General features: G+C 66.4%; 15 protein-coding genes. 11 read left to right on the top strand and 4 right to left on the bottom strand.

Annotation, left to right across the window (positions count from 1 at the left end):
- The first annotated feature begins 71 nt into the window (after positions 1–71).
- Both ON44_RS13610 and ON44_RS13605 read left to right on the top strand, forming a co-directional pair.
- Positions 72–974 carry a nuclease-related domain-containing protein gene (locus tag ON44_RS13610; RefSeq protein WP_040689872.1) on the top strand — a complete coding sequence of 301 codons (903 nt, stop codon included), beginning with the start codon at positions 72–74 and terminating at the stop codon, positions 972–974.
- A 67-nt stretch (positions 975–1,041) separates the two neighbouring features.
- Entirely contained in the window at positions 1,042–1,680 is a 639-nt protein-coding gene (locus ON44_RS13605) for a phosphatase PAP2 family protein (protein ID WP_245567141.1), read from the top strand.
- A gap of 5 nt (positions 1,681–1,685) precedes the next feature.
- On the opposite strand, the gene ON44_RS13600 is transcribed toward ON44_RS13605, so the two are convergent.
- Complete coding sequence (locus tag ON44_RS13600) at positions 1,686–3,638, bottom strand: acyl-CoA dehydrogenase family protein (RefSeq protein WP_040689869.1); 1,953 nt, start codon at positions 3,636–3,638, stop codon at positions 1,686–1,688.
- Positions 3,639–3,856: 218 nt separating this feature from the next.
- On the opposite strand from ON44_RS13600, the gene ON44_RS13595 reads away from it, so the two are divergent.
- Genes ON44_RS13595 through ON44_RS13585 form a run of 3 tightly spaced genes read left to right on the top strand, consistent with a single transcriptional unit; the run spans position 3,857 to position 7,058 of the window.
- A complete protein-coding gene (locus tag ON44_RS13595; RefSeq protein ID WP_040689971.1) occupies positions 3,857–4,492 on the top strand; it encodes a TetR/AcrR family transcriptional regulator in 636 nt (211 codons plus the stop codon).
- On the top strand, positions 4,492–5,424 hold the full coding sequence (locus ON44_RS13590; RefSeq protein WP_040689867.1) for an ABC transporter ATP-binding protein: 933 nt from the start codon (positions 4,492–4,494) through the stop codon (positions 5,422–5,424). The genes ON44_RS13595 and ON44_RS13590 overlap by 1 nt, the downstream gene beginning before the upstream one ends.
- A complete protein-coding gene (locus ON44_RS13585; protein ID WP_040689865.1) occupies positions 5,421–7,058 on the top strand; it encodes an ABC transporter permease in 1,638 nt (545 codons plus the stop codon). Before ON44_RS13590 ends, ON44_RS13585 begins: the two co-directional genes overlap by 4 nt.
- A gap of 63 nt (positions 7,059–7,121) precedes the next feature.
- Here the strand turns inward: ON44_RS13585 and ON44_RS13580 are convergent, their stop codons facing one another.
- Positions 7,122–8,156, bottom strand: coding sequence for a PucR family transcriptional regulator (locus tag ON44_RS13580; protein ID WP_040689863.1), 1,035 nt, complete (start codon positions 8,154–8,156; stop codon positions 7,122–7,124).
- Between the two features lie 96 nt (positions 8,157–8,252).
- Between ON44_RS13580 and ON44_RS13575 the strand changes: the two genes are divergently transcribed.
- The 4 genes from ON44_RS13575 (at position 8,253) to ON44_RS13560 (ending at position 14,719) form a co-directional block, all read left to right on the top strand.
- Positions 8,253–9,155 carry an alpha/beta hydrolase gene (locus ON44_RS13575; protein ID WP_085998531.1) on the top strand — a complete coding sequence of 301 codons (903 nt, stop codon included), beginning with the start codon at positions 8,253–8,255 and terminating at the stop codon, positions 9,153–9,155.
- Complete coding sequence (locus ON44_RS13570; RefSeq protein WP_040689858.1) at positions 9,152–10,978, top strand: ABC transporter ATP-binding protein; 1,827 nt, start codon at positions 9,152–9,154, stop codon at positions 10,976–10,978. Before ON44_RS13575 ends, ON44_RS13570 begins: the two co-directional genes overlap by 4 nt.
- Positions 10,975–12,684 (top strand): ABC transporter ATP-binding protein, encoded by a 1,710-nt coding sequence (locus ON44_RS13565; RefSeq protein ID WP_040689857.1) that lies wholly within the window; start codon positions 10,975–10,977, stop codon positions 12,682–12,684. Before ON44_RS13570 ends, ON44_RS13565 begins: the two co-directional genes overlap by 4 nt.
- Positions 12,685–12,796: 112 nt before the next feature.
- The gene (locus ON44_RS13560) at positions 12,797–14,719 is read left to right on the top strand and encodes a VWA domain-containing protein (protein WP_051181971.1); all 1,923 of its coding nucleotides are present in this window, start codon (positions 12,797–12,799) and stop codon (positions 14,717–14,719) included.
- A gap of 67 nt (positions 14,720–14,786) precedes the next feature.
- Here the strand turns inward: ON44_RS13560 and ON44_RS13555 are convergent, their stop codons facing one another.
- Complete coding sequence (locus ON44_RS13555) at positions 14,787–15,641, bottom strand: TIGR03619 family F420-dependent LLM class oxidoreductase (protein ID WP_040689968.1); 855 nt, start codon at positions 15,639–15,641, stop codon at positions 14,787–14,789.
- A gap of 147 nt (positions 15,642–15,788) precedes the next feature.
- On the opposite strand from ON44_RS13555, the gene ON44_RS13550 reads away from it, so the two are divergent.
- Together ON44_RS13550 and ON44_RS13545 are read left to right on the top strand one after the other, a co-directional pair.
- Positions 15,789–17,333: a threonine/serine exporter family protein gene (locus ON44_RS13550; protein WP_083897845.1), complete on the top strand. Its 1,545-nt coding sequence runs from the start codon at positions 15,789–15,791 to the stop codon at positions 17,331–17,333.
- A gap of 102 nt (positions 17,334–17,435) precedes the next feature.
- Positions 17,436–18,098 (top strand): biliverdin-producing heme oxygenase, encoded by a 663-nt coding sequence (locus tag ON44_RS13545; protein ID WP_040689852.1) that lies wholly within the window; start codon positions 17,436–17,438, stop codon positions 18,096–18,098.
- A gap of 3 nt (positions 18,099–18,101) precedes the next feature.
- Here ON44_RS13545 and ON44_RS13540 read toward each other — a convergent pair.
- Positions 18,102–19,046: sugar transferase (locus ON44_RS13540; RefSeq protein WP_040689851.1), on the bottom strand; the 945-nt coding region annotated here is incomplete at its 5' end.

The following is a 19,046-nucleotide window of genomic DNA, read 5'->3' as shown; positions in this document are numbered from 1 at the left end:
GGCACGGCGAACCGGGCAGTGTTGTCCGTATCCTTGCCACCATCGAGTGATGACGTGAAGGGCGGTCGCGAATGCTCGTGCGAGTACAGAACCCGGCAGGCACCAATGCCGAGCGGGCGCTGATCGACTGGCTGCGCACCTGGAAGGATCCGGCCAGCCCACATGGCGTCGCCACGGTGAATTGCAGTCTGTTCCACAACGATCGGCTGCATCAGTTCGACGCCGTGGTCTGGACCCCGACCAGTTGCGTGGTGATCGAGGCCGAGGCGCTGGTCGCGCGGCAGGACGGCGTGCTGGAAGTGCCGCTGAGCGGTCCGTGGACAATCTCCGGCGAACCGATCGCCAGCGAGGCCCGCGATCGCCGCACCCCGCTGGACAAATCGCGCGAACACACACTCGCACTGCAGAATTGGCTGGCCGCGCGCGGTCTCGGTCAGCGCGCGGTGCACGGTGTCGCGCTGATCGTGCCGCTGCGCGGTGCCGAGCTGTCGGTCAAACAGGAGTGGAGCGATCCGAGTTTCGATGTGATCCTCGGCACCGATCCGGAACGGCTGCGGCACTATTTCGAGACGCTGGCCGATGCCGAGAAGAACATCCATCTGTGGACGGCCAACGATGTCGCGGTGGCGTTCCGCAGCCTGGGCATCCTGCCCTATCTGCCCGCCCCGCAGGATCTGGTCAACGAGGGCTTCCTCGGCCCGATCGATATCACGCTGTGGCACGGCGGCCCGAACCAGGCGCAGGCGGAGGCCTATGCCGAGGAACTGGCGCAGGCCGAAAGGGATGCCAACGCGCCGGCCCTGGTACTCGAGGCGCCCTGGTACAGCCCGTGGAAGCTGTATCCGCGGCAGGCCGGCGATATGGATCTCGGGCGGGCGTTCATGCGCATCACGCTGGCGGCGGGCATGCTCATCGCCTTCGCGTGGGTGATCTGGTTCGTGATCACTGCCGTATTGACCTACGGGCCGGGGTGAGGACGGGCGTCGGCTGCGTGTGCCCGCGACCGATGGTGTCTGTTCGCGGGTGCCCTATCGTCGAGCGGTGATCGTCAAATGGGAGGTGTGGCTCGCCCGGATACGGGCGAACCTCGTCGCGCTGTGCGTGGTGCTCGTCTGCATCGGCATCGCGGTTACGCTGCCACTGACCTTCCCCGGCGACGGCGCGGCCACCGATTTGGATCGCGCGCTCGCCCAGCCGGTCCACTCGGCGCTGGACGACCATCCCGTTGGCTACGAGGCGCTGGTGATCCCGAGCAACGGCTACATCCTGATCCCGCTATTGCTCGCGGCCGCCGCCTGGTTCGGCTATCGGAGGCAGTGGCGGCGAGCTGTGGCGATGGTCGCGATTCCCGAGATCGTGGTCGGAATCAACAGCTGGGTGCTCAAAGCGCTGTGGGATCGACCGCTGCACGACTATCTCGCATATCCGAGCGGACATTCGGTGCATCTGGTCGCGATCGCCACCGCGTTCGTCGTGCTGACCGACTCGATGCGGGCGCGCGTCGGCACCATCGTGATCGCCACCGCCGCACTGGTCTGCGCTGCGGTCGGCATGATCGGCCTCGGCTATCACCTGCCCACCGATATTCTCGGCGGCACGGCGGTGGCGATCGCGCTGGTCGTCGGGTGCTGGAAGCTCACCGAACGTTTTCTCGCGGAGCAGCCGCGCACCGATTCCTAGATCCGCTACACCGTTGTACGAGTACTGGTCCGATCGAACACGCTCGAATCATCCAGCAGTGCCGCACGCAGCATGCTCTCCGGCACACCCATACCCTCGACCAGCGTCAGCGCCTCCGGTCGCAGCCGGTCGACCAGTTCATTGACACCGCGACGCACGGCCTTCGCACGTTCCACCGACATGAACCGGTGCATGATGAACCACGCCTGATTCTCCTCGAGTAGCGAGTAGACGTACAGATCGCAGACGGTCTCGGCGAGTTCGCGCGCCTCCGGATCCGCAATTCCGGCAATACCTTCGATGAACGCCTCGAGAATCAGTCGATCGATATGTGCGGCGCCCGCAGCGAGGATGTGGTCCTGCGCATTGTTGAACGCCTCGAACGGTGCGGTGTCCTTCGCACGGGCCCGCAGCCGGTGTCCGGCGGTGCGCACCAGATAGTCCTCGCGATCGGCGAACAACTGCAGCTGCACCGAGCGGCGGGACAGGTCGCCGTCGTCCACGGTGTCGTCACTGCGGTCGCGCAGCGTCTGGATCAGTTGGCGCACACCGGAACGCTTGCGGACCACATCACCGGCCATGGTGGCGGCGAAGCGCACCCAGCCGAGCGCGTCCAGATCGCGGATCTCATCGGAGTAGGCGGTGAGCAGTTCCTTGGCCACCAGCTGGGTCAGTACGACATTGTCGCCCTCGAAGGTGGTGAACACATCGGTATCGGCCTTCAGTGTGACGAGCCGATTCTCGGTGAGATAGCCCGCGCCGCCGCAGGCTTCGCGACATTCCTGGATGGCACGGGTGGCGAATCCGGTCTGTGCGACCTTTAGACCGGCGGCCCGCTTCTCCAGGGCGCGCTGTGCACCGGGATCGAGATCCTGACCGGTCTGCACCAGATGCATGCGGCGGACCAGATCGTTCTGCGCGAAGGCAAGCGCATACGACCGCGCGATCAAGGGCAGCAGCCGGCGCTGATGACTGCGATAGTCCAGCAGCAAGGTCTCCTGGCCGCTGTCCGGATCCGAGAATTGGCGGCGCTTCAGTGCGTATCGCGTGGCAATGCTCAATGCGACCCGCGCACCCGCCGCGGCCGCACCCCCGACGCTGACCCGCCCGCGCACCAAGGTGCCGAGCGTGGTGAAGAATCGGCGGCTGGGATTCTCGATATCCGAGCTGTAGGTGCCGTCCGGCGCGACGTCGGCGTACCGGTTGAGCAGGTTCTCCCGAGGGATGCGGACCTGATCGAAGACGATGCGGCCGTTGTCGACACCGAGCAGGCCGCCCTTGAGGCCGTCGTCGTAGGTGGTCACACCCGGCAGGTCGGCGCCGTGTTCATCCCGGATCGGCACCAGGAAGCAGTGCACGCCCTGACTCGTCTCCTCGGTGATCAACTGCGCGAAAACCGCTGCCATCCCGGCATGTTCGGCCGCACCCCCGATGTAGTCCTTGCGAGCCGACGGTGTCGGCGAATGGACGACGAACTCCTGGGTCTGCGGATCATAGGTCGCGGTCGTCTCCAGATTCGCGACATCGCTGCCGTGTCCGGATTCGGTCATCGCGAAACAGCCGAGCAGATCCAGTGATATCAACCGCTTGACCACATCGCGATGCCGTTCGGTCCCGAGGTTCTCCACGGCCCCGCCGAACAACCCCCACTGCACACCCGATTTCACCCACAGCGACAGGTCCGCGTAGGCCAACATCTCCAACCCGACCACCGCCTCACCGGGCTCCCCCGTGCCCCCGTTCTCGCGTCGGAAACCACGCTCGGCGTAGCCCATCGACGCGATCGCCCGCATCTGCTCGAGCACCCGTGCCCGCGCGGCGTGGTAGTCGAGATACGGATCGCCGGTGAACTGGTCTCCGGCAAGTTGCACCCTGGCCTCGGCGCGAACCGCGCGCCACGGGCCGTCGAGTGCGTCGCGAAGGTGGTCCGATGTCGAGGGATTCTCGGTGTCAGCCATAGCACCGACACTAGCGTTTCGCCGTCATCCGGCGGCCACATCGCGCCGATGGCGTTCCACCCTCAGCGCTCTCACCAGTGGTTTCGTCAGCGACAAAAATCGTGACACGACATCTTCGCCGCACACTTGCTTTGCGGTTGAACGAGTGTTTAATATACTAAACATGTGTTCAACCAGAGAGCCGTATCGCAAGGATCCGCCCGACTAGGATGCGCCGCATGACGTCGACCCCGAATTCGGATCTCACCACCGCCGCCCGCATTCGCGATATCGCGATCGAGGTGTTCGGCGACAACGGATTCCAGGTCGGAGTGCGCGCTATCGCCGCAGCGGCCGGTGTCTCCCCCGGACTGGTCAACCATCACTTCGGTTCCAAGGACGGCCTGCGGGCCGCCTGCGACGAGCGGGTGCTGGAGTTGATCCGGGACCAGAAGTGGAAGACCGCCACCGAGACGAACGTCGCGAAAAGCATGCTCGACGCGATGTCCGAGATCGAGGCTTACGGCCCGCTGGTCGCCTACATGGTGCGCAGCTTGCAGGCGGGCGGACCCTTGGCCGAATCATTGCTCGAACACATGATCTCGGATGCCGAGGACTACATCCAGGCAGGCGTCGAGGCGGGCACCCTCAAGCCGAGCCGTGATCCGGCCGCGCGGGCCAGATATCTGACGATGGTCAATGTCGGCGCGACCGTTCTGTACTTCACCCTGCTGCAGCAACGCGGCGAAAAGCTGGACTACCGCAAGCTCGTTCGCACCTTGACCGAGGAGTTCATGCTGCCCGCCGCGGAGCTCTACACCCAGGGATTCCTGACTGACCCAACGATTTTGGACACCCTTACCAAGGAGACCTGATGTCCGACATCATCGAAGTTCGCGACCTGCACAAGAACTTCGGTCACTTCGCCGCCCTCAACGGGCTGGATCTCGCGGTCCGCGAGGGCGAAATCCATGGCTTCCTCGGCCCGAACGGCGCGGGTAAGTCGACCACCATCCGTATCCTGCTGGGGATCCTGCGCGCCAGCTCCGGCGAGGCGCGGCTGCTCGGGCGCGACCCGTGGACCGATGCGGTCGAACTGCACCGCGAAATCGCTTATGTACCAGGCGATGTCACACTATGGCCATCTTTATCCGGCGGGGAAACCATCGACCTATTGGCGAGAATGCGCGGTGAAATCAACCCGCAGCGTCGCGCCGAATTGATCGAGCGGTTCGATCTGGATCCGCGCAAGAAGGCCCGCACCTACTCCAAGGGCAATCGGCAGAAGGTCGCATTGATCTCCGCGCTCGCCTCAGATGTGCGCCTGCTGCTGCTCGACGAACCGACCTCGGGCCTGGATCCCTTGATGGAGCAGGTATTTCGCGAATGCGTCGAGGAGGCCAACCAGCGCGGCACCACGGTGCTGCTGTCCAGCCACATCCTGTCCGAGGTAGAGGTGCTGTGCGACCGGGTGACCATCATCCGGGCCGGACGCACCGTCGAGAGCGGATCGCTGTCGGATATGCGACACCTCTCGCGGACCTCCATCACCGCCGAATTGCTCGGCGACCCAGGCGATCTCAGCCGGATACCGGGTGTCGAGGATATCGAGCTCGACGGGTCGACGCTGCGCTGCCAGGTGGAGGGTGAACATCTCGGTGAGTTGATCCGGGTCCTCGGCGATACCGGTGTGCGCAGCCTCACCAGTGCGCCGCCGACGCTGGAGGAGCTGTTCATGCGGCACTACCACGTCGACGGCGCGACCTCGGAGCAGGCGACCGCGACCATGCAGAAGGTGGGATCATGACAACCGCAACCGTGGGCGGCAGGCATTACGCCACGCCCGCCGTGCGCGGGTCGGCCGACTTCGCCGGTACCGCCCAATTGCTGCGACTGTTCCTGCGTCGCGACCGAATCGTATTGCCGCTGTGGGTATTCGCCTTCGGACTGCTGCCCGCCGCCTATGTCAGCAGCGCCAAGGCCGTCTACACCACGCAGGCCGACCTCGATCATGCGGCGAAGTCGGTCATGGAAAGTCCGGCGCTCATTGCCATGTACGGGCCGGTCTTCAGCACCGATCTCGGTTCGGTCGGGCTGTGGAAGGCCGGGCCGTTCTACGCGATGATCGCGATCGCGACGATCCTCTCCGTCATCCGGCACACTCGGGTCGAGGAGGAGTCCGGTCGCGCGGAGTTGGTCGGCGCCACCAGCGTCGGCCGCTACGCGGGGTTGACCGCCGCCATGATCATGACGGCGACCGGCTGTCTGATCGTCGCCATCCTGAGTGCTCTCGCGCTGTACGGCAGTGACCTGCCCGCCGCCGGTTCGCTGGCCTATGGCGCGACGCTCGGCGGGTCCGGTCTGGCCTGGGCCGGGGTCGCCGCCGTCGCGGCGCAGGTGAGCGTGGGTGCGCGGGTCGCGCGCGGAGTGGCATTCGGCGCACTCGGCACCGCCTTCGCGCTGCGCGCGGTCGGCGACGCCGGAAACGGTGTGCTGTCGTGGTTCTCGCCGCTCGGCTGGTGTATCAATATGCGGCCATACGCCGATGAGCGCTGGTGGGTGCTGATCCCGCTGCTCACCGTCGCCGTTGTGACCACCGCCGTCGCGTATGCACTACTGCGGCAACGTGATACCGGATCGGGCCTGCTCGCCGAGCGGCCCGGCGCACCGGTCGCTGCTCCCGCGCTTTCGGGTCCATCCGGACTGGCATGGCGACTGCAGCGCGGCTCGCTGCTGGCCTGGTCCATCGGCTTCGTGCTCTACGGATCGCTGATGGGCGGCGCCATCAACAGCGTCGGCGATATGCTCGACAACAGCAAGCAGGTGCGCGACGTGATCACCCGGATGGGCGGCACGGATGTGCTGCAGAATTCGTTCATCACCTTCGCCCTCGGCATGCTGGCCATCGCGGCCTCGGCCTACTCCATCTCGGCCGTACTGCGACTGCACGAGGAGGAGTCCGGCCAGCGCGCCGAGGCCACACTGGCCGGTTCGGTGAGCCGAGAACGCTACGCGCTCAGCCATATCGGCATCGCGCTGCTCGGACCGGTGGTGCTGTTGTTCCTCGCGGGTACGGCCGTCGGCGTCATCTACGGCATCTCGGATGGCGATCTGGCGGGCAAGCTCGGCGACTGCCTCGGCGCCGCGGCGGTACAACTGCCCGCGGTGTGGGTGCTCACCGCGATCACGGTGGCGATCTACGGGCTCGCGCCCCGCTACACGCCGGTCGCCTGGGGCGTGCTGAGCACGATGATCATCATCTTCGTCATCGGTGCGCTCGACGGACTCCCGCAGTGGGTCCGCGATCTGGTTCCCTTCGCACATCCGCCGAAGCTGCCCGGCGCATCCTTCGAGGCCACACCGATCCTGTGGCTGCTCGGGATCGTGACCGTGCTGCTCGGGGCCGGGATCGCGGGCTTCCGCCGCCGCGATCTGCGCTGAGATTCGGATAGCAGTGCCCCGCAACGAGTTTCACCGCTCGTTGCGGGGCACTGATCCATATTCTCAGCCGTCGAGGAGCCGCCATGTGGCGAGCGCGATTCTGGCCCGGAACAACCCGGTCGGGTCGGTCAGGTCGATGCCCAGCGCCCTTCCGATCTGATCAATTCGGCGCGAGACGCTGCTGTGGTGCAGGTGGAGCAGTTCGGCGGCCCGGCGCAGCGAGGCAGTGGCGCAGTAGGTATCCAGCGTCTCCAGATCCTCTGGGGTGCTTGCCAATCGGGCAATAGCGGCAACATCGGCATTGTCGCGCACGACGGTCTGGGGCACGTGCGCGAGCAAGGCCGACGCGCCCAAATCGTCGTAGTGCACGATCGGCTGGCGTGGGCTGGCGAAGCGCAGGGCGGTGCGGGCTTCCCGCCAGGACCGGTCGGGTCGGTCGGCGGGGCCGATGCCGGCGTGCACGCCTGCCGGAAACCGCGCCGGGTCGAGGCCGGTCGCCAGGATGACACCGACGTCGGCGATGGCTGCCGCTTTCACCGGGCGGGCCGGGCAAACGAGGCTGCCGACCTGGTCGAGCGGAAGCTGTGAGCGGACGGCCACGACGCGCACCGGCAGGTCGGCGGCAAAGCCCAAGAGCCGCAACGCCCGCTCCCTCGCCACTTCGTCGCTGTCGGCGCTGATCACCAGTTCGACGAGGGCGGGGTCGGCCATGGTGGTGCGGGCGGGGCCGTATCGATCCACGGTTGCCGCGACGGCGATGGCGAGCCGATCCAACAGCACTTCGTCGAGCTGGCCTGGCCCATCGGCGCGTTCCAGCCACACCGTGCCGATCTCCTCGTCGTCGAGGATGATCGGAGCCGTGGTGGTCTCGGGTGCCTGGGGGATGGACGCTTCCTTGCCCTCGGGCGAGACGCGGATCGCCCGGCCGGTGCCGTGCAGCCGGATCCCGGCCACACATTCGGCCAGCCCCGCCGAGGCTCGGGCGAGCGCCGGAAGATCCACTCGGCGGCGCATCAGCGTGTCGTAGAACGCGACGATGCGGATCACCCCTTCGGCGTACGAATCCAGTCCCGAGAGCCGTACGACCAGTGCCTCCATGGCAGCAGGATATATGCGCCGATCGGTGCGTGAATCGGAGCGGATGCCCAACGGATGGCGGATGATCTCCGGGGTGGCGGCCGTGAAGATGATCGCATGGACCCCGAACTGGAAGCATTCATCGCATTTCTCCCGGAGCTCGATCTGACCGATCCGGTTGCCGCGCGCAAACAGTACGCCGCGCACGTCACCGCGAGGCGCGCCTCGGACATCGTGGGCCTGGTGATCGATGAGCGCACAGTGCCCGCCGATCCAGACGTCTCCGTGCGGATCTACCGTCCACACCAGGCTCGAGGCGCCGTCGTTTGGATGCACGGCGGCGGATGGGTCATGGGCGACCTGGACACCGAGGACCCCTGGGCCGCCCGGATCGCGGAAGGCTCCGGCGCGGTGGTGATCTCGGTGAACTACCGCCTGTCTCCCGAGCATCGATTCCCAGCCGCCCTCGATGATGCCTATGCCGTGCTTACCTGGACGGCGGAGCACGCGGCCGAACTGGGTATCGATCCGGACCGGATCGCGGTCGGTGGTCACAGCGCAGGTGGCGGACTCGCGGCCCAGGTGGCGTTGCGGGCGCGGGACCGGCAAGGGCCGCCGATCCGCTTCCAGCTGCTCAACGAGCCCGAACTCGACGATCGGCAGCAGACATGGTCGGCGCGGCAGTTCACCGACACGCCCTGGGTGAATCGTGACGTGGTCACCGCCTCGTGGCGGCACTACCTCGGTTCCGCACCGGCCTCGCAGTACGCCGCGCCTGCTCGGGCCACCGATCTGTCCGGGCTGCCACCCGCCTACATCGCCACTGCGGAGTTCGACCCGAACCGCGACGAGGGTATCGACTACGCGCTGCGCCTGCTGCAAGCGGGCGTGCCGGTCGAATTGCACCAGTGGCCAGGAACATTCCACGGGTCACAGGCATTCCTGTCCGCCGAGGTGTCACAGCGCCAGATCGCCGCACTCGCCGCCGCACTGCGCCGCGCCACGGCCGAATCGCGATGAGTACCAACGACCTCGCCGAGACGAGGGAACAAGCCGCACCACCATCGGCGGCCGAGCCCGCGCGGGAACAGGGCCTGGCGGGGCTGCTGCGGCCGCATGTCCGTAGTTTCGCCGCCGTTGTCATCCTGCAGGTCATCGGTGCTGTCGCGGGTCTGGCGCCGCTGCTGGCGGTCGTCGAATTGGGGCGAATTCTGTTGTCGCCCGGCCCGATAGATCACGGTCACGTCCGGACCGTCGTGACAGCGGGTGCGATCGGCTTGTTGGTTCGACTGCTTTTCACGGCCGCATCGTCCGGAATCGGGCATATCGTCGACGGTCAGGTGCAACTGTCGTTCCGCAGGCACCTGGCAGCACGGTTGGGGCGCGTGCCGATCGGCTGGTTCTCCCGGCGCCGAACCGGTGAGCTGGCAAAGGTGGTGGGTGAGGACGTAAGCGCCGTGCACCCGTTCATCGCCCACACACCCGGCGCGCTCGTCGCCGCATTCGTCGTGCCATTGGTGTCGCTTATCTATCTGTTCACCATCGACTGGCGGCTCACGCTGATCACACTGATACCGGTGGTGTCGGCGGTGGCGCTGGTCCCGCTGATGATGACCCCGAAGCGGCAGCGCGAGCAGGAAGAGTTCGATGCTGCCATGGGGCGGATCTCGAATTCCGCCGTCGAATTCGTACAGGGCATCTCAGTCGTCAAGGCATTCGGCGGATCCGGGCGCGCCCACCGGAAATTCCGCACGGCCGCAGATGATTTCGTCGCCACCTTCTACCGATGGGTGCACGGTGTCTCCGCGATCGCCGCAGGAATGCAGCTGGCACTGTCACCACCGTTCGTGCTGCTGGTCGTGCTGATCGGCGGTGCGTTTCTGATCACGAATGGTGGCATGGCGCCGGCCGATCTGCTGCCGTTCCTGCTGCTCGGACTCGGCCTGACCGCTCCGGTGGCGGCCCTCGGCCACGGCTTCGACGATATGCAGGCGGCCGGGCGTGCGGTCGGACGGATCCGGGACGTGCTTGCGGTGCGGTCGCTTCCGGAGCCCGCGCACCCGATCGCGCCTCAGGGCCACCGGGTGGAACTGCGCGATGTTCGATTCGGTTACGACGATGAGCACGAGGTGCTGCGCGGCATCGACCTGGTGTTGGAGCCGGGGACGGTCACCGCGATCGTCGGGCCGTCGGGCAGCGGAAAGTCCACGCTGGTCCAGCTTTTGCCGCGGTTCTTCGACCCGACGCACGGTTCGGTCGTCCTCGGCGGTGTCGATCTGCGTGAACTCGGCAGTCGGGAGCTGTACCGGATGGTCTCCTTCGTCTTCCAGGATGTTCGTCTGCTGCGCGCGTCGGTCGCGGACAATATCGCGCTGGCGGTACCGCATGCCGACCGCGACGACGTGGTTCGCGCCGCCCGGCTGGCGAATATCCACGACCGAATTCTCGAGCTGCCGCACGGATACAACACGGTGATCGATGCGGAAGCCGGGCTGTCCGGCGGTGAGGCACAGCGGATTTCGATCGCTCGCGCATTGCTCGCCGATACGCCCGTGCTGGTGCTCGACGAAGCGACCGCCTTCGCCGACCCGCAGACCGAACAGGCGGTGCGTCAGGCATTGGCGGCGCTGGAAGGCGATCGGACGATTCTCGTCATCGCCCATCGCCTGGAGACGATCGCCGACGCCGACAACGTCGTGATGCTGGAACACGGGTCCATCGTCGAGCGTGGCAGGCCCGCCGAACTGCTCGCACCAGGTGGGAAGTTCGCGGCGTTCTGGCAATCCCAACGATCGGCAATCGACACCGAAAACCACCGCACCGCAATAGGAGACGAGCGATGATTCGAATGCTGCTGCGCGTGCTCGGGCCCGAGTACGCCAAGCCGGTGCGTCGCACCTTGGCCCTCATGACAACGACCGCGATAGCCGAAGGTCTGTCCTACGCACTGCTGGTTCCGGTACTTCGGGAACTGTTCGGGAGTACACCGGCAGATGCCCGGCCCTGGCTGATCGCGTTCGGGGCCGCGGTCGCGGTCTACGCGGCACTGCGCTATCGCAGCGACCTGTCCGGTTTCCGCGTGGGGACCACGCTGCTGCACGGCATGTATCAACGGCTCGGCGACCATCTGGCCCGATTGCCCCTCGGCTGGTTCGGCCCCGGCCGTGTCGGAGAGGTGTCCGTTCTGGCCAGCCGCGGTGTCCTGCAAGCGATGAGCGTCATCGCGCATCTACTGGCGCCGTTCATCTCCGCCGCGGTGACTCCCCTGACGATCGTCGTCGTGATCTTCGCCTTCAATTGGCAACTGGGGCTGGCCGCTCTACTGGCCGCCCCGATCGTTGCGGCGATCCAGATCTGGACCGGACGCTCGATGGCCGCCGACGATGCGCAGCGTCACGAACGCGACCACGAGGCCACCGGACGCGTCATCGAATACCTCCAGGCCCAGCCGGTGCTGCGGGCGGGCGGCCGGACCGTCGAACGCTTCCGGTTGCTCGACGACTCGCTGCGCGCGGTCCAGCGCACATCCCGCCGGACCGCTCTGTCAGCGCTACCCGGCGTATTGGGCCTGACACTCACAGTGCAGGCGACGTTCACCGCCCTGCTCACCCTGGGCGCCTATCTCGCACTCGGCGGAACTGGGGCCATCGGCGCGGCAGAGCTTTTGGCAATCCTGGTGCTGGCCGCCCGCTGCGCCGATCCACTGCTTTCGCTGTCGGAAATCGGTGGCAAACTCCGCGGCGCGCGTTCGGTGCTGGCCAGACTCGACACGGTGTTGCGCACCGAACCGCTGCCGGAAGCTCCCGACCCGATTCAACCGGTGGGCCATGACCTGGAGTTCGAATCCGTCACCTTCCGGCGTGGCGACCGCACGGTGTTCGACGACGTGTCACTGTCCGTACCGGCGGGCCGGCGCCTTGCTGTTGTCGGACCGTCGGGGGCGGGTAAGAGCAGCTTGCTGCAGTTGCTCGCGCGGTTCTACGACGTGGATGCGGGCGCGGTCCGGGTCGGTGGCGTGGACGTGCGCGCGATCGCCACCGATGTGCTGATGGACCAGATCGCCATCGTCTTCCAGGACGTCTATCTGTTCGACGGCACCATCGAGGAGAATGTGCGGCTCGGCCGTCCCGATGCCGATGACGCCGATGTGCGGGCGGCCGCGGCCGCGGCGCGCCTGGACGAGGTGATCGAGCGACTGCCCGGCGGCTGGGCGACGCATGTCGGCGAGGGCGGCGCACTGCTGTCCGGCGGTGAGCGCCAGCGGGTTTCGATCGCGCGAGCGCTGCTGAAGAATGCGCCCATCGTGCTGTTGGACGAGGTGACCTCGGCGCTGGATCCGGTGAACGAGGCGGCCGTCCACGAGGGCATCGAGCGCCTGATGGCGGGCCGGACAGTGGTGCTGGTCGCGCATCGGTTGCGGACGGTTCAGCGCGCCGAGCGCATCGTCTTCCTGGACGGCGGCCGGATCGTCGAACAGGGCACGCACGACGAACTCCTGCACCGCGATGGCCGCTACGCGGAATTCTGGAATGTCTCCCTGACAGCTTGACCAGCCGATACTGGCAATCGGTTATGCCAGTTCCCGTTTCACCAATGGGAACACCCACCCTCTATGGGTAACGTCTGCTCCGTTACCAAAGCGAAATAAGCAGACGAGGCATATGTCGAGAATTACCCAGTGCTTTACCCGACTGACCGCGGCCACTGCTGCGGGTTTGATCGGACTCACGGTGGCGGCGCTGCCCGCGCAGGCACAGCAGAGTCCGGACAACCCGCAGTACGCGCCGACCATGCTCATTCTGGACGCGTCCGGCTCAATGCAGCGCCCCGATCCGGCGGGCACCATGATGGATGCCGCCAAGAATGCCGTGCGCAACTTCGTCGGCTCCGCGCCCGCGGATGCCAAAGTGGGACTGACCGTTTACGGCACGAACACCGGAAATACCGAGGCGGAGAAGACATCCGGCTGCCGTGACGTGCGGGTGCTGCACAAACCCGAAACCCTGGACCGGAGTGCACTGACCAGCGCGGTCGACGGGATCAAGGCCAGTGGTTGGACGCCGATGGGCACCGCACTGCGCCAGGCCGCCGAGACACTGCCCAAATCGGGACCGCGCTCGATCGTCCTGGTCTCCGACGGCGACGACACCTGCTCCCCGCCCGAACCCTGTGAGGTCGCCCGCGAATTGAAAAAGCAAGGGCTCGATCTCATCGTGCACACCATCGGATTCGCTGTCGACGCCAAGGCCCGCGCGCAACTGACCTGCATGGCACAGGCCACCGGCGGTACCTACAGCGACGCCGCCGACGGTCCTGCACTCGAACGGACGCTGCCGCGCATATCGTCGGCCGCACTGCGCAATTACAAGGCCGTCGGCATCCCGATCACCGGCGCCCCGACCTACGGCGCGGCGCCGGTCGCCACCCCGGGCCAGTATCTGGACACCATCGGTCAGCGGGAAAAGCGTTACTGGGCAGTCGATGTCCCGGCAGGCGCGACCGCGTATTTCAGTGGCACCCTTTCCTTTCCGCGGCTGCATGATATCTCCCCGACCGACGATCTGAACACGCTGCAAATGCGGGTTTACGGTGCGGACGGCGAGGACTGCAATGTCTTCGAATCCGAGCTCTCCACCAAATCCAGCGACGGTGCCGCACTCACCGTGGCCAAGGCCTTCGACGGTGCGACCAAGGAACGCAAGAGCAACAGCGGCTCCGACAAATGCAAGGGCGGCGGCCGCTACTACTTCCAATTGACCTGGGAGAAGGTATCCGCCGGTGTGCCGGAGCGACTTCCGATCGAACTGATCGTCGGTATCGAGCCCGCGGTGACCGACGCCGGCCCGGTCGCGGTCGCAGCGCCGACGAGCTTCGTCGAACCCAGTGGTGCGGGCACACCGGTATCCGGCGGCTCGTCGTTCACCGTGGCCGGTACGCTGCCGGGCAGCGGTCGCTATACCGATACGCTGCAACCGGGTGAATTCGTGTTCTATCGCGTCAGATTGGACTGGGGTCAGGGCCTGGCGTATCGAGTTCGGTTCGGGGCCAATGGCGGTCGTGGACTCGACAACCTCTCCAATATCCGAACCAGCCTCTACAGCCCCATCCGCGAGGGGATCGATTCGGACTTCGCGTCCTATACCGGCACCGAGGGCGTACTGCCGACGAATAAGGCGATAGCCACCGTACCGATTCGGTACAACAACCGCAAGGCCGACCAGTTGGAGTCACGGCGGGAGGCGGTGGCCGGTTGGTATTACATTGCCGTCAAACTCGGCTCGACCTTCGAGCAGGGCGAAAACCGCCCGGTGTCGGTGCAATTGGATCTCACCGTCACCGATACCAAGGAGAGCGGTCCGACGTACGCGGGCACCGTCGGCGATGGCGTTTTCGGTGAGAATTCGACCGGTGTGAAGACACCGACGAGCCGCACACCCGGTGCGGCCCCCGCGGTGGCGGAATCGAGGGCGTCCGAATCGAATTCGTCGACCGGCTTGATCGCGGTCGCCGTGATCGGCGTTGCGATCATCGGCGTGGCCGGTGTGCTGATCGGATTACTCGTGGCACGCAGGCGACGCGGTTAGCGGAAGGCTCGCTGACACCCACGGAGACAGCAGCCGGCAAAGCCGGCGGGGTGGGTAAGTACGGGTGTCAGCGGGCTGCTTCGAGACCGAGCTTTCCGGCGAGGCGGGTCAAATATGCGCGCACGTCATCGGCTTCGCGGTCCGGCAGACCGAAAACCGCTTCGGTGACACCCAATTCGGCCCACTGCGCGAGCTGTGCCGCATCGTGACGTCCGGCCAGCGCGATGATCTCCGGGCTGCCCTCGCGCTCGTGTTCGCGCCAAACCCGGTGCAGCAGTTCGATCTTCTCCCCGAGGCCGTCCTCGGTGGGGGTGGTGAGCCAGGCGTCCGCATTCTTGGCCAGCCAGGTGAACGACTGCTCGGTCCCGGCCGCGCCGAGAATCACCGGAATCCGCTTCTGCACCGGCTTGGGCCAGGACCAACTCGGCCCGAAATTCACGAACTGCCCCGCGAAGCTGGCTTCCTCCTCCGACCACAACGCGCGCATGGCGTCGAGATGTTCACGCAATACCGTCCTGCGTTTGTTCGCGGGCACCCCGTGATGCGCCATTTCGTCGGTATTCCAACCGAAACCGACGCCGAGGCTGACCCGGCCGCCGGACAGATGATCCAGTGAGGCGAGGGTTTTGGCCAGGGTGATCGGATGATGTTCGGCGGGCAGCGCGACCGCGGTGGACAACGTGATCCGGCTGGTGACCGCCGCCGCGGTGGCCAGCGCGACCCACGGGTCCAGCGTGCGCAGATACCGATCGTCGGGCAGGCTCGCATCCCCGGTGCGCGGATGCGCCGCCGCCCGAACCACCGGGATATGAGTGTGTTCGGGCACGTAGAAGGTGTCGAATCCGGCTTGTTCGGCGGCCGCGGCCGCATCGGCGGGCGTAATGCCCCGGTCACTGGTGAACAAAACAATTCCGTACCGCACCGCGCACGCTCCCATCTGCAAAGTAGAACAAGTTCTATCACTTTTGGCGGCTTCGACCAAGTGTCCGGACAACCGTCCAGCCCTAGCGACGGTCCCTCGGACCACTGCGGATGCGAACCCGGGCCTCGGTTGACTACGGTCGCGCTCATGGGTCCGGACACATTTCCAGGAGGAGACGACACTGCCCCGGGCGATCAGGCGGCCAGACGGCCGCGACTGCGCTTCCTGCGAGCGCCCCGAGTTCCGGTCGTCAAACAGGCGGTCGATCTGCTGGTCGCCGACCGTCCGGCCACCGCCGATCACATCGTCGCCGCGCCGACGCCGCTGCAGCCGATCGATCTCACCGACGATGCCCGCGTCGCCGAGGTGCTCGATCTGGCCGTGCGGGTCGGCGAGGTGGTGCTCGCCTCGGGTACAGGTGTCAACGACACGATGACCCAGGTGCGCTTCATCGCCGCCACCTACGGACTGGCCCGCTGCGATATCGACGTCACCTATGACGCGATCAGGATATGGGCCGACCGCGGTCCCCTGCTGCCGCCCGCCAGCAGCATGCGGGTGGTCAAATACCGCTCACTGGACCTCACCCGCCTCGCCGCGGTCGACCGGCTCACCCGCCGCATCCGCAATGAGGTCGTCCCACCCGGGGACGCGCGTGCCCGCCTGGATGCGATCACCTCCGCGCCGCATCCGTATCACCGCTGGGTCGCGACCTTCGGCTGGTCGCTGCTCGCCGCATCGATCGCAGCGCTGCTCGGTGGCGGCTGGCTGGTCGCCGCGGTCAGCTTCGGCACCACCCTGGCCATCGACCGCGTCAATCGCGTCCTGAATCGTTACGGTCTGCCGTTCTTCTTCCAGCATGTGGTGGGCGGCGCCGTCGCGGCGACACCGGCACTGCTGCTGGCGACCCTGGCGGCAACCCTGCATATCGATGTCGACCCGACATTGGTCATCGCCGCCGGAATCACCGTGCTGCTCAGTGGGTTGCAGCTGGTCGGCGCGGTGCAGGACGCGATAACCGGCGCGCCGATCACCGCGACCGCCCGCATGCTCGAGGTCATGATGATGACCGGCGGCATTATCGCGGGCATCGCGATGGCACTGCGGGTCGGCGATATCCTCGGCGCCACGATCCCGCCGGTCTATCTGACCTCCAGCCGCGATATCACCGATCTACCGATCAAGATCGCGGCCGGTGCGGTGGCCGCACTGGCCTTCGCACTCGCCTGCTACGCCGAGCGTCGCGCGCTCGCCGCGGCCGCATTCGGCGGTGCTGCGGGCACCATCTGTTTTCTGCTCGTACAGCATCTCGGCTTCGGCCCGGTGATCTCCTCCGCGGTCGCCGCGACACTGGTCGGTCTGGCCGGTGGTCTGATGGCGCGGCGGGCGCTGACTCCCCCGCTGGTCGTCGCGCTCGCGGGCATCACCCCGCTGCTGCCGGGCCTGAAGGTGTATCGCGGGCTCTATGCCCTGCTCAACGACGAGCTGCTGATCGGAGCCAATCAGGTGCTCGCGGCGGTCGGCGTCGGTTGCGCGCTGGCCGCGGGCGTCACCCTCGGCGAGTGGTTCGACCGCACCGTGCGCAGGCCGCGCATCCTGAGCCGATTCGGCTCCATCCGCCGGCCGGTAATCGTGCGCATACGCCGGCTCCCGCGCCACCCGGGGCGTCGCGAATCCGGCCGTCGATCATGATGCGCAGGTAGCTGCCAGGGACAGCCGGTATGGTTATACGGATTAGTTAGGGTGCCCAAAGCTGTTGCGGCCCCCCGTCGGCATCGGTGAGGTGGTTCAGAAATGTCGGATACGGTCCCGTTCTCCACGGCGATCCGCACCGCCACCGCACAGCAGCACGAAGAGGCGGAGAACTCCTCGTTCATCAGTGACATGCTCGGCGGCGAACTCGGCATCGACTCCTACCACCGCTACACCGCCCAACTCTGGTTCATCTACCACGCCCTGGAAGACCGCTGGGACGCGCTGGCCGACGATCCGATCGCGGGTCCATTCATCCGTACCGAACTGGCCAGGACCGCGGAACTGGAACGCGACCTCGCGCACCTCATCGGCCCCGACTGGCGCGACGCCCTCGAAGCGCTGCCCGCCACCGCCGCCTACGCCGCCCGTATCGACGAATGCGCGCGCGAGTGGCCCGCCGGATATATCGCACACCACTACACCCGCTATCTCGGTGACCTCTCGGGCGGCCAGGTTATCCGGGGAACCGCCGAGAAGTTGTGGAATCTCCCGCATCGCGGAGACGGTGTGCGCTTCTACGTCTTCGACGCGGTCGGCAATCCGGCGGCCTTCAAACGCGAATACCGCGGTCTGCTCGACCAATTGCCGCTCGACGATCTCGAACGCCGCCGGGTGCTCGACGAGGGACAGCGGGCCTTCGCGCTGAATACCGCGGTATTCGCCGAACTCGCCGCCGAATTCCCGGCCCGCCGCCCAAGCTGAGTCTCAGTACGCACCCTCCCCGCGCGCGACCGCGCCGATCGTCTTGGCGATCAACAGCAGATCCAGGATCATCGACCAGTTCTCGACATAGGACAGATCGAGGCGCACCGCATCCTCGAGCGATAGATCCGAGCGTCCGCTCACCTGCCACAGACCCGTGACGCCCGGCTTCACCAGCAACCTGCGCCGCATATTGCCGTCGTAGGTGTCGACCTCACGCTGCACCTGCGGACGCGGGCCGACCACGCTCATCTCACCGCGCAGCACATTGAGGAACTGGGGCAGTTCGTCGAGGCTGAATTTGCGAATGATCTTGCCGATCGGAGTGATTCGTGGATCGTCCTTCATCTTGAAGAACACCGGATTGCCGCCATCCGCCTCGATGAGCGCCGCGATACTGCGGTCCGCGTCGACGTACATGCTGCGGAACTTGATCATCTGGAAAGGCTTGCCGCCGCGCCCGATTCGTTCCGAGCGGTAGAAAACCGGACCGGGACTCGTCAGCTTGACCAGCATCGCGATGCCCAGCATTGCGGGCAGGATCGCGAACAGCACCGCGCCGCCGAAGCACACATCGAAGACCGCCTTACCGGTCGACTTCGCCCGGTCGTACTGCGGTTTGGCGATGTGCTGCATCGGCATGCCCGCGACCTGCCGGTTGGTCAGCCGGGTGCCCGCGATATCGACGACCCCCGGCGCGACGATCAACTCGACGCCGAGCGGATCGAGATCCCATGCCATCCGGCGCAATTCGACGGGCCCGAGGTGATCGGTCGCGGTCACCGCGACCGTATCGGCCCCGCTGCGGCGCACCGCGTCGAGCACCGAGCGATCGTCGCCGACCACCGAGAAGGACCTTCCCGATGCCCGGATCGCGTAGTCGGTCGCGTCGGTGCCGCCTTCCGGAATGCATACACCGACAACCTGATATCCGGAGTCCGGATCGCG

The organism is Nocardia vinacea NBRC 16497, from assembly GCF_000308835.1.
GTDB lineage: Bacteria > Actinomycetota > Actinomycetes > Mycobacteriales > Mycobacteriaceae > Nocardia > Nocardia vinacea.
This window is presented reverse-complemented; position numbering and strand designations above follow the sequence as displayed.